The following is an 11,992-nucleotide window of genomic DNA, read 5'->3' as shown; positions in this document are numbered from 1 at the left end:
AAAGAGTTGTTTGTTAATGATGATAAAGGCGTTGATTTTCCTACCGTAATGCCACTACCCTTAAAACTGTTTCCTGTTAATAGAAGGAAAATTTTTTTCGCGTCAGTGATTGCAGATTTGTTTGTAATGGTTATTTTCATGGAGGGTTGTTTTTATAGAGCCAAAATAGTTATAAACCTTCTAAAAATGAACCGTATTTGTACGGGTTTTACTCGATAATCGAGATTTAAATGCTCCGAGGCTTGTCTTAAAACTAAATGGTTTCTTTCCTTAAAATCCCTCGTGGGTTTTCCCTGAGATAGTTTACTTAACAGATGCTTCTTCAATACTAAGTTTGATTTCTCTGTAAAGTACCTTCTCCTTCTTTTCTATAGTTTTCAAGAAGACATTTGCAATTTTATACACTTCATCAGAGAAGATTCCAAAGTCAGCTACATTCGTGTTGATAGAGGCATCGATCACAAGGTCATAATTCGGAAAAAGGATTAAGAAATTTTGAGATCCTTTACTCACGCCTCCATGATGTACCATCCATACAGGGGTTTTGCCGTCTAGGAGATTGGGGTTTGTATAGTCCAAATATGAGCGCCATCCTAAAGCATAGAGTTGTTCGTTGACCTCGCCGTTGTCTAATTTCATAGGTGTCCAGAATTTTCTTTTGGTGTCGTGACTGATAAAAGAATCATCTTTAAGATAGGCATTTCCCATCTTGACAAGATCTGTAGGAGTGGAGATAAACCCACCGCCAGCCCATTTATAGCTTAAGTTGATATCGTACACTTGCTCAAAACTTCGAAACTCTCGGTAATACTCATTTCTAGTTTCGTAAAAGGTAGCAAAGTCTTCTGTTTTTGGGCGGTTGTGATCGCCGTATGTGTCCTTCATTCCTAAAGGCTGAAATATGTTTGCTTCCATATACTCCAGAAAAGGAGTACCAACAGCCTGTTCCAAAACCACACTCGCAAGATTAATATCAAATGTCGAATATGCAAATGAAGTCCCAGGTTCAAAAATCAAATCATACGGGTCAAACACGGTTAATCCTTCTGAGGCAGTTGTAAACTCATGACAATTACACATGGTATATTTCGCGGAAGCTATCCCAAAATCTTCATAATTACCAACACCAGCCGTATGACTCAAGAGTTGTTGCATACTAAAATCCCATTTCTTTTTTGTCCAATTCACAATCGTATCTCCGATGATTACCTCTAACTGTATTCTATGAGCATCCACCGCACGAGCAATTCCTGTGGTTGTGACAGCTTTTGAGGTGCTTCCAATACGGTATTGTGTTTTGGGAGTCGCGGCAATGCCTGCATCTATATCTTGATACCCAACCGCAGCCGACCAAATAACCTTTCCGTGATGTCCAACCGCTACAGAAAACGAGGGTAGTTTTTTGTCTTCCCCTATAGCGGCAAGTACGGTAGTGGCTTCTGCTATTGGGTTTTTGTAATCAGGATGACTTACGGTGGTGGTGATGGGTGCGCTTTCGCGAAAGCGTGTAAACGTAGAAAAATAGTAGATATTCCAAATGACTAAAAGTCCAAATAAAACACAGACAGTTCTCCAGAAACGGCGACCGATTTTATTGAGTTTAAATTTTTTCATGGCGATTCGTTTGTTGAATTGATACCGTAAAAGTGCTTTAAATTGACATGTAGATTTTGAAAAATAGACCAATGAGCGATTGAAAGAAATAGAGAGTGCGTATGCGTAGATAAAAAGACTCGTCTTCGGCAAGGGCTTTTTAGTCGACGATAGATCTGATCTGGTCGAATAGCTGTAATTTTACACTAAATAACAGCTATTTTTAATCATTATGATTGTACAACTCGCCGAAGGAACCATCAAAACCAAATACGGAACATACAGAGAAATCCTCTTTTATGACGGAATCAAAGAGTCGCATGCGCTGGTGATGGGTGATGTAAAAAATGGAGAAGCGGTGTTATGTCGCGTACACTCATCCTGCATTTTTGCACATCATTTTAATAGTGTAGAATGTGATTGTCGCGAGCAAATGGAAATCTCTCAACAATTGATAGAACGAGCAGGGAAAGGGATTGTGATTTGGTTGGAACAAGAAGGAAAAGGCAACGGACATTATGCCTTACTCAATACATTACCACTTAAAAAAGAAGGTATGCCACAAGCCGAAGCGTATGAAGCGGTCGGTTTTCATAAAGATAACCGCGATTTTTCGGCAGCGGCAAAAATTTTAAAACAATTGGAAGTCAAGTCGATTGTAATGATTACTGGAAATCAAAAGAAAACAGAAACTTTAACGCGCCACGGCATTACCGTTGCGGGGATACAACCTACGGTGTTGGATTAATAACTTGAATTGAATATGAAAATAAGAATAGTAAGATTTAGTATCGATATAAGCATATGGTGATTGTTCATTTTCTTTGCTTGTCCAAAGAAAACGAACCAAAAGAAAAGACACTTTTTATGCGTGTGGTTTCTATTTTAAATTTTGGAACTTATGAATCTTTGATTTCTTAGGTATTTTTTCGCTTGAAGCGAAAAACCGTAAAAAATTCTCTAAATTTTCTCCAAGGCTTCAAAAATTTTTAACGAGAATTTTTTACTATACTAGAGAAAAAGAAAGCTAAAAAATAAAATAATAGTTATTATACTTTGATTTTTTTGGCTCTCGAAAATTTGTCGTAAAATTTGAAGTGAATATCCCGTAGAATTTCAGACTGTCTGAGCGTAGCGAGTTTCGGAAATTCAGGGATAGAACAATAAATTTAGACAACCTTTCGTAAGCCTAGACTTTTTTGTTTCTTTTTTTTGGCAATGAAAAAAAGAAAAGAATAAAATTGAAAATAATAATACACTAAAGTTGAACAAAAAAAAATCACATAAAAACCACATCCTATTCTGGGGAGTCTTACTCTTCAGTTTTGCATTGATTCAGTTTTTTCAAGAAGGAAATTCACAATCCTTTTGGTCCATTTTTGCGCAAAACTTAAAACACCTTCCAGCATATCTCATCGTTGCCTATATTTTCAATAATGTATTATTGCAATATTACTATAGAAATAAGAAATATCTATTATTTGGGGTTTTTACAGTGGTGTTATTTTACGTAGCAAGTGCGTTAGATCGGGTATTTACGGTGTATGTGTATGAACCTATTTTTAGAGAACGTCCGTTTGAGCAAGAATCATTCGTACAGATTTTTAGTGATTGGGAATTTCTATTGGATGGATATTTGATTCCGTTATTGATGGCAACCCTTGCGATGACAATAGATCGTATGATTACCCAGAAAAACAAAAACGAAAAAGCATTACTTCAACTAGAACGCGACAAGAATAAAGCCGAGTTGGGCGCGTTAAAAGCACAGATCCATCCACATTTTTTATTTAATACACTCAATAATTTATATGCGCTCACGCTTCAGAAATCAGATAAAGCGCCAGAGACGGTAGCGACACTTTCGGCGATGTTGGATTACATGTTATACCAATGCAATGATAAACTTGTGCCTTTGAAAAAGGAAGTCACCTTGTTGGAAAATTATATTGTATTGGAACGTTTACGGTATGGCGATGATATTGAGATTGCTTTCGCGAAAGCGTACCCCAGAAACTTCGAAACACAAATAGGACCCCTCATCTTGTTATCTATTCTAGAGAATGCATTTAAACACGGAGCGAGCGGCAGTACCGAGATTCCAAAGATTCATATCCATTTAAAACAAGAAGGTTCACAGCTCTATTTTACCGTAAAAAATACCAAGACGATTGAATCACAAACAGATAATACAGCCTATACCAAAGGCATAGGAATTTCCAATATAAAGAAGCAGTTGGAATTGTTATATACCGATTATTCATACCAAGTGAGTGATGAAAATGGATGGTATTGTGTAGCTTTACGGATCCATACAGAACGCACTCGATGATGACTTGTATAGTAGTAGATGACGAACCTTTAGCACGCTCTTTACTTGAGCAGCATATTGCTGATGTTCCTTTTTTGGAGCATCGAGCATCGTTTAAAAACGCGCTATTGGCAGCAGATTTTTTATCTAAAAATCAAGTAGATGTGCTATTTCTAGATATCCAAATGCCAAAGCTCACTGGGATTGATTTTTTAAAATCATTACAGCATCCACCTAAGGTCATTTTTACCACCGCCTATCGCGAGTATGCGGTCGAGAGTTACGAATTGCAAGCCCAAGATTATCTCTTAAAACCCATTACGTTTGAGCGTTTTTTCAAAGCTGTGAGTCGATTGCAAGTGGTAACTCCAAAAGTTGTGGAAACTCTAAGTCAAGAAGTTACCACCGTACCCACACATATCTTTGTTCACGTGAATAAAAAGCATGTCAAAGTCATCTTAGAAGAAGTTAGGTATATAGAAAGTATCAAAGACTATTTGAAGATTCATACGACCACAGAAACGCTTGTCATTAAAGAACGGATTAGTCATTTTATAGACCAACTTCCCGATACTTCTTTTATCCGCGTACACCGGTCCTACATCGTCAACCGTGATCATATCACGGCGTTTACGCAACAAGATATTGAAATCGGAAACATAGAAATTCCTATTGGGGGGAAGTATAAGGAGGAGGCACTCTCCATACTAAAAAAAGCCCCCTAGCAGGCTCCCTAACCCCCGAGAGGGGAATTCTTATTTCCCTCATTCCCGTTTCTCCCAGAGGGAGAAAAGCCTTTGTTTTTTGATTCAAAGTAGCCTAGTACTACCACCAATAGTCATCTCTTGATCCTTCAACAGGTTCAAACTCATATTCACTAGAAATAGAGTAGTACTCTAAAATAGAGTGTTACTCTATTTTTTGATGTAACAGTTTTGAACTCGGGGCTTCGGTACAATTTCTCATTCTTCGAAATCACTCAGCCACCTAGCTTTAATACTTTAAAAGTTGTTATATCCTAAAAATAAAAAGCTCCTCCTCACTTAAATAAACACCACAAATGTCACACTGAGCTTGTCGAAGTGTTTACAACGAGATACAGACGGAGGGGAGCATGTTTGTTTCTAACAAAAAACACAAACGAAACTACCAACGTAACAAAACCCTTTTTTTAATGACTATTATAGCTGTATATTAACGTTTTATGAAAACCATCAAATAAGTATATGGAACCATTGTCTTCTTTTGCAATTAGTATTGCTGCGGGTGTTGCGTTAGAAATCTATCCTGCTATCAAAAAGTTTCGCGCACAAGGTGTTGACAAGCAAATAAAAGTAGCTTTTGATAAAGCACTTAAAGATTGGTCTGTAAATGAAGAGATAAGAGTGCAAAAAGAACGCGAACTTAGATCACTGCTACAATCACATATTGAGCAAAGAGATATCATCACTAAAAAGATTGTAAAACCAGATACGCTTGATTTTTTAAGGTATTTTGAAAAACGGCTAGTGGAGCAGTCCCAAGCGCATGATTATTTGCGATTAATCGTTGACCAAGAAAGACACGACGAAATTGTTATAGAATTATCTACGATTAAAGAACAGCTTTCTGAAATACAGGAAGAAATTAAAAAAGGAAATATAGACGCCAGAGATATAGGAGATTGGTTAGATAAAATTGACTTTAAGGAAGGAAAAGAAGAGGCAGGAACTACTATACAACATTGGTATGCTGAAAGAGTGATTGATCCAGAAATGAAAGAAGTTCTATTATTAGCCACAAAAAAGATTTATGAGCGAACCGATGAGTTAACACAAGAAATTGAAGAGTTGAAATCTCAAGGGAATACGTATTTGGCAACCATTTTAGAAAAGATTAAAGAAGCAGTACAACAACGGAAACCTAAATCTTTAACTGCGATTTATGAAGCCTACAAGCAAAAAGAAAAAGAGGATAAAATAGAACTATTACAAGAGTTAATAGATTCTTCTAAAGCCATATTTGCGTATGAAGAAGCTATACAATTTTATAAAGATTTAATTGTATTAGAGCCTTCTGCAAATAATCATTTTAAGTTTGGATATTTTTTGCAAGAGTTTAATTTTTTAAATGACGCTATAGATCAATATGAAATAGCTCTAATAATATATAAGAACATTGAAGGTAAGTATCCTCACTTATATTTATCTGATATTTCAGATACACTTAATAACCAAGCAAGTTTGTATATAGACAAAAATGAGTTTGCAATAGCACGAGTAAAGTATGAAGAGGCATTAATGATTCGAAGACATCTTGCTGAAGAAAACCCAAAACAATATTTATCTAACGTAGCTGGTACTTTAAATAATTTAGGTCTATTAAATTCAGCTAATAGTGAATATTTATTGGCTTTAAATAGATATGAAGAAGCTTTAGCGATATATAAAAATCTTTTAGAAAGCGATTCTCTTATTTATTTACCTTATGTTTCATTGACTTTGAATAATCTAGCTAATTTACATTCGAATATGTATGAATATGTGTTAGCATTAGAAGAATATGAACAAGCTTTAACAATACAAAGAAAATTAGCTAAAGAGAATCCGCAGAAGTATTTATCTAATATTGCATTGATGTTGAATAATCAAGCTCTTATACATTCAAGAAGAGATGAATACACGTTAGCTTTAGAAAAGTATGATGAATCTTTGTCAATATATAGAAATCTTGCTTTAGAAAATCCTCGCAGGTTTTTGCCTTATGTTTCAGGAACATTAAATAATCAAGCTAATTTACATTCGGCGATGAATGAATTTCCAATAGCTTTACAGGAATATGAGGAGACCTTAGCGATATGGAAAAATCTTGCAGAGGAGAATCCTCAAACATATTTGATAGATGTAGCTAAGAGTTTGAACAATCTAGCCATTTTATACTCAGATATTAATAAATTTTCATTAGCTCAAGAAAATCATATTAAATCTTTAGAAATAACAAGAGAACTTGCTAAAGAGAACCCATCCGCATATTTACCACAAGTTGCTAATACATTAAGTAATTTAGCCTATTTACTTTCAATAACAACTGAATTTCAGTTAGCTTTAGATTATTATGTAGAGTCTAGAAAAATCTATAAGACTCTTGTTCAGGAAAATCCAGAGGTTTATGAAATCAACTATGCTAGAACATTGATTATTGGAGTTGTTTCATTTCAGAAGAGTCCTGATGATTTAAAAAAAGCTAAAGTACTTTTACTAAAATATCCAGACATACCTATAGCTCAACAATTCTTAAAAATGATCGATGATCATTGGAAGAAAGGATAGTTTTTAACTTACTAATAATTATCTCTCCTCTCCGTCTGTATCTCGTGCCTCGATACAGTCACCTCTCCTCGCTGAGGTGAGGAGCTGTTTTTTTTTATTATTTTTATCAAAATGTTTTATGCTTTTGATCCAAAAAAAGCAAAGCCTTTCTCCCCTTGAGAGAAACGGAAATGAGGGAAAACTTAGAATAACAATCTTGTCAATTTTACAAGAAATGTTAAAAAAATTGGCATTTGTACGCAACCAAATGAATAAGATGACATCTTACTACTAAAGCCATCTTATGAAATACATCATTTACATTCCTGTATATTTAGTTCTCTGCTTGTGTTTTCTAGTGTTATATAAATTGTCATTAGTTTCTAGATAATAAAAGAACATAAGAGTGTCATTTGATAATGCAGTCAATCATCTGCAATAGCGCCTATAAGAAAAATATAAGTGTACATTATAAAAACTGAGATTAAGCGTACGGATTTAATGTTACTACGCTTTGAATTAAATTACTCATCACACACCCCTTCTTTAAGCTTTACATTTTCTAAGGTTTTCCAAACCTCATGTGTAAACCTCTTGGGAGAAAACCGAAAGAGTAGTATCGATCTTCCTTCTTTTTTACAATAATGGCTTTCTACCAAGACATACAACGTGATTAATTCTTTGGTTGTAAATCGATCAAAGGTTTTAATTTTTCCTTTAAAAACAGAATACATCTCATCACCTTCTACTTCAATAAATACAGCAGATGCTTTATACGTTTCTCGGCCTTTAATAAATTCGTCTCCGACAAGCCCATCAAAGTATTTTTCTATATCTGACGCGAGCTCTGCTTCGGTTATTTTTTTATTCAGGTTGATGTCCCAAGCAAATGCATACGACCAGAAATTCTGATGGTTTTCGTCAGACCATCCTTCTGGAGGAAATCGCGCTTCTTCAACACCTTCATAATTGATGTTTTGTGCAAAACGAATTGGGAATGGGAAAACTTCTTTTCCCCATGTGCTATCAAGATCTATTAAGTGAACTTTATCATGGTTTTGACCAAACGTAACAACAGAACATAGGATGAGTACTACTATAAGTGCTTTGTTGTTGCTGCCTAAGTGTTTAAAAAAAGATCGTTTTCTCATTGGTAGTGTTTTGATAAAACTACGGGGACTTTTTCACTAAGATGTCAAAAAAATGTAAAAGAAGTGTCAATGGGTTTTAAAAAGATAGAATTTGGGCTGGAAGTACAGTAATTATACGTTTTCACTCAAATGACGTGTGTACTTTTCACGCTTTCACGCAAGTGAAGTTTATACTGAGCTAGACGAAGTACGAAAGCGTACACTTTTATCTTCACAATGATTATATTTATACAGTCATTAATTCATCATATCCTGTGAGAAATTTGAAGTGTCTTCTCTGTTTTTTTTACCTATTCATATCTGTGGTCTCTGAAGCGCAGGTTTTTTTCAGTGAGAAAAGCCAAGAAGTAGGGTTGTCTAATAGTTCGTGGGGTCAAGACCAAAACGAAACCTATGGAGGCGGAATTTCCTTTTTTGATTTTGATAATGACGGTTGGGATGATCTGACTGTATCTTCTGCTGAGGGATTGCCCGTGCGATTCTATAAAAATAACAACGGTATTTTTGAGTTAATCAATTTGCCAGGCATCAATGACGAACTTTTTCAAACCAAGTCGGTGCAGTGGGTTGATATTGATAACGACGGCGATTATGATTTTTTTGCTACCAGTAATCAGCCAACGGGAGATAATAGATTGTACGAGAATGTAGGTGACCTTACCTTTGTAAATACTACTGTAGCAGCAGGGTTGTCCAATCCTGGACATCAATCATTTGGGGCTTCTTGGGGAGATTATAATAACGATAGCTTTTTGGATGTATTTGTGGCGTCTCGGTTTTTTGATAGTGATACACAGTTTAATATTCTCTATAAAAATAATGGCGATGGAACATTTACCGATGTGTCTGTAGAAGCCCAACTCATTCAAGAAAACGACCTTTCTTTTTGTAGTGCGTGGATTGATTATGATAAGGATGGGTGGCAAGATATTTATGTCTCAAATGATAAGATCCAAAATAAAAATATTCTCTATCATAATAATCAAGATGGGACTTTTACAAACGTAGCCGAAGCTGCTAATGCCGATCTTGCCATCGATGCGATGTCTACCACTATAGGCGATTATAACCGTGATGGTTGGTTAGATATTTATGTAACCAATAGTCAACAAGGAAATGCTTTTTTGAGGAACAATGGCGATGGTACCTTTACGAATGTAGCACCCAATAATGGCACTTTGTTTCAGTCCTTTGCATGGAGTTCGGTGTTTTTGGATGCAGATCTTGATACAGATTTAGATTTATATGTAAGTGCGAGCATCAATAATCCAGACTCGGGTCAGTTGAGTGCCGCCTATTACAACAACATTGGTAACGGATTATATACAATCCCTGATGATATAGGTTTTGATGAGGATATTTCCATTAGTTACAGTAATGCGATTGGAGATGTAGATAATGATGGGAAGTATGAAATTGCGGTGTTAAATTGCTTGCCTGATAATGTATTTTTATGGCAAAATGAAACGGTTACGGCGAACAATTGGATTAAAATTAAATTAGAAGGTACAGAAAGCAACCGACAAGGAATCGGGTCTTTTATAGAAATCTCTGTCAATAGTGAGAAACAATACAACTACACGCTTTGTGGAGAAGGGTATTTAGGGCAAAATTCGTCGTATGAGTTTTTTGGGATCGGCGAGGCTACAGAAGTAGACTTTATCAACATATACTGGTTAAGCGGGATTGTAGATGTGATTACAAACCCACAGATTAATTCGACCCTTACGGTAATAGAAGGAGATCCTCAACTTGGACTTGAAGAGATAGATCAAGAAAAAATAGTACTATATCCTAATCCGAGTCATTCAGAAATACAGATTTCGGGGATTCAAAACTATATAAATGGAACGTTGCAAATAGCAGACCTGTCAGGCAAAGTTCTTCAAATTAAACCCATAGAAAATTCAACGATGAAATTAGATCTTTCTCAATTAGCCGTGGGAGTGTATGTTGCACGATTCAATTCTGAAAACGGATCAAGACATATCAAGTTTATAAAGAGGTAGTTTGTTCGCTTGCGATTTCACGAAAGTGAAGTTTATACTGAGCTAGCCGAAGTACGAAAGCATACTCTCATTTATACTCCTTTAAAACAACAACGGCACAATCCAATAGGCAACGGCAAATAGCAACCCTACAGAAATTAAATTTAATACAATCCCAACACGTGCCATTTGATCTACACGCACGTGACCACTGGCAAAAACAATAGCATTGGGAGGTGTTGCCATAGGAAGCATAAAGGCACAGCTAGAGGCTAAAGTCACAGGAATGACCATTTGTAAAATGGGAACATCCATTCCAATGGCAATTCCAACAACTAATGGGACCAATATAGTGACCAGTGCCACATTACTCATTAACTCAGTCATAAAGAGCATCAAGAAAATAAGGACAGCAGTCACCACCCACATACTCCAGTCGGTTTGTCCAGAAATATAATCGCCAATCATGGCAATAAACCCTGCATCTTTAAGACCTGATGCAAGGGCGAGTCCGCCACCAAAAAGGATTAAGATTCCCCAAGGTAATCGGGACGTATCTCTCCAATCTAAAGGAAATTTACCAGTTTTTAAATCTAAGGGTATGGTAAACATAGCCAATGCCGCAATGACACTGATGGTAGTGTCGGTGAGTATGATGTCTGGCAATAAAGTGTTGAGTTGGCTACGGAGCATCCATGCCAGCGCAGTACATAAAAAAATGACAAGTACGATTTTTTCGCCACGACTCATTTTGCCTAACTTTTTAAGTTCGTTTTGAATAATAACTCCAGAACCTCCTATTTTTCCTAGCCGATTGGGAAAAAAAATACGGGTGATACAGAAATAGGTGATCGCCAACATGACAATAGCAAAAGGAACGCCCATTTGCATCCATTGGAAAAAACCGATATCAATGTTGTAATTTTCATTTAAAAAGGCAAGCATCACAGAGTTAGGAGGTGTTCCAATCAATGTAGACATCCCACCAATGTTTGCTGCAAAGGCAATGCCTAACATAATGGAAAGTGCAAAGTTCTTATCATTTTTTGTAAAACCATCAGCGTCGTTTATAAGTAGCTGAATCACAGAAACGGCAATGGGCAGCATCACAACGGTACTCGCGGTATTTGAAATCCACATACTCATGAGAGCAGTAGCAATCATAAATCCTAAAACAATACCATTGGCTTTGGTCCCTGTGATTTTAAGAATAGAGAGCGCAATACGTTTATGCAGTTGTACTTTTTCTAAGGCAAGCGCAATTACAAATCCTCCAAAGAATAAATACACAATAGGGTTTGCATAATTACTTGCGACACTTTTTATATCTCCGATACCTAATAACGGAAATAAAGCCAGTGGAATTAACGCGGTTACCGAAATAGAAACAGCTTCTGTAATCCACCAGATAATCATCCACGCTGCAATGGCGATCACACGATCTATTTCTGGAGTCACGATCGTAAAAGGGATCGCAAGGAGAATAATACAAAGTATAGGTCCTGTGAGAAACCCTATTTTTCTAGAAAGTGTAAATGTATTCATCGGTATTAAAACTACGGAAAAAGAATGAAATGTAGTTTATGAATAAAATGCCGTTTTCAAAAGTTGTAAAACAACAAATTTAAAATGGCTAGTTGAACTAGTCTCGCTTTTCAGCGG

General features: G+C 36.1%; 8 protein-coding genes. 5 read left to right on the top strand and 3 right to left on the bottom strand.

The genetic code is table 11. From position 1 onward, the window contains the following. Nucleotides 1–303 precede the first annotated feature (303 nt). Nucleotides 304–1,614, bottom strand: a complete 1,311-nt coding sequence (locus Q0505_RS21375; RefSeq protein WP_299217756.1) for a serine hydrolase — start codon at nucleotides 1,612–1,614, stop codon at nucleotides 304–306. A 211-nt stretch (nucleotides 1,615–1,825) separates the two neighbouring features. Here Q0505_RS21375 and Q0505_RS21370 point away from each other — a divergent pair, with 211 nt between their 5' ends. From Q0505_RS21370 to Q0505_RS21355, 4 genes are all read left to right on the top strand, one after another. Further along, nucleotides 1,826–2,341, top strand: coding sequence for a GTP cyclohydrolase (locus Q0505_RS21370; RefSeq protein ID WP_299217753.1), 516 nt, complete (start codon nucleotides 1,826–1,828; stop codon nucleotides 2,339–2,341). A gap of 516 nt (nucleotides 2,342–2,857) precedes the next feature. Then, on the top strand, nucleotides 2,858–3,925 hold the full coding sequence (locus Q0505_RS21365; RefSeq protein ID WP_299217750.1) for a histidine kinase: 1,068 nt from the start codon (nucleotides 2,858–2,860) through the stop codon (nucleotides 3,923–3,925). After that, the gene (locus tag Q0505_RS21360) at nucleotides 3,922–4,629 is read left to right on the top strand and encodes a LytTR family DNA-binding domain-containing protein (protein WP_299217747.1); all 708 of its coding nucleotides are present in this window, start codon (nucleotides 3,922–3,924) and stop codon (nucleotides 4,627–4,629) included. Before Q0505_RS21365 ends, Q0505_RS21360 begins: the two co-directional genes overlap by 4 nt. Before the next feature lie 501 nt (nucleotides 4,630–5,130). Then, a complete protein-coding gene (locus tag Q0505_RS21355; RefSeq protein WP_299217744.1) occupies nucleotides 5,131–7,212 on the top strand; it encodes a tetratricopeptide repeat protein in 2,082 nt (693 codons plus the stop codon). A gap of 503 nt (nucleotides 7,213–7,715) precedes the next feature. On the opposite strand, the gene Q0505_RS21350 is transcribed toward Q0505_RS21355, so the two are convergent. Then, entirely contained in the window at nucleotides 7,716–8,342 is a 627-nt protein-coding gene (locus Q0505_RS21350) for a hypothetical protein (protein ID WP_299217740.1), read from the bottom strand. A gap of 302 nt (nucleotides 8,343–8,644) precedes the next feature. Between Q0505_RS21350 and Q0505_RS21345 the strand changes: the two genes are divergently transcribed. After that, nucleotides 8,645–10,351 carry an FG-GAP-like repeat-containing protein gene (locus tag Q0505_RS21345; protein WP_299217737.1) on the top strand — a complete coding sequence of 569 codons (1,707 nt, stop codon included), beginning with the start codon at nucleotides 8,645–8,647 and terminating at the stop codon, nucleotides 10,349–10,351. Between the two features lie 81 nt (nucleotides 10,352–10,432). Here Q0505_RS21345 and Q0505_RS21340 read toward each other — a convergent pair whose 3' ends face one another. Then, a complete protein-coding gene (locus tag Q0505_RS21340) occupies nucleotides 10,433–11,875 on the bottom strand; it encodes a DASS family sodium-coupled anion symporter (protein WP_299217735.1) in 1,443 nt (480 codons plus the stop codon). Nucleotides 11,876–11,992 lie beyond the last annotated feature (117 nt).

This window comes from uncultured Dokdonia sp. (assembly GCF_937910895.1).
In the GTDB taxonomy this organism is placed as follows: domain Bacteria; phylum Bacteroidota; class Bacteroidia; order Flavobacteriales; family Flavobacteriaceae; genus Dokdonia.
Note: the sequence above shows the minus strand (reverse complement) of the source record. Positions and strands in the feature narration are given on the sequence as shown.

What these genes read in the sequence shown, in the direction of transcription:
- Q0505_RS21375 (WP_299217756.1), bottom strand. Translation starts at nt 1,614, where the DNA reads ATGAAAAAATTTAAACTCAATAAAATCGGTCGCCGTTTCTGGAGAACT.
- Q0505_RS21350 (WP_299217740.1), bottom strand. Translation starts at nt 8,342, where the DNA reads ATGAGAAAACGATCTTTTTTTAAACACTTAGGCAGCAACAACAAAGCA.
- Q0505_RS21340 (WP_299217735.1), bottom strand. Translation starts at nt 11,875, where the DNA reads ATGAATACATTTACACTTTCTAGAAAAATAGGGTTTCTCACAGGACCT.
- Q0505_RS21360 (WP_299217747.1), top strand. Translation starts at nt 3,922, where the DNA reads ATGATGACTTGTATAGTAGTAGATGACGAACCTTTAGCACGCTCTTTA.
- Q0505_RS21355 (WP_299217744.1), top strand. Translation starts at nt 5,131, where the DNA reads ATGGAACCATTGTCTTCTTTTGCAATTAGTATTGCTGCGGGTGTTGCG.
- Q0505_RS21370 (WP_299217753.1), top strand. Translation starts at nt 1,826, where the DNA reads ATGATTGTACAACTCGCCGAAGGAACCATCAAAACCAAATACGGAACA.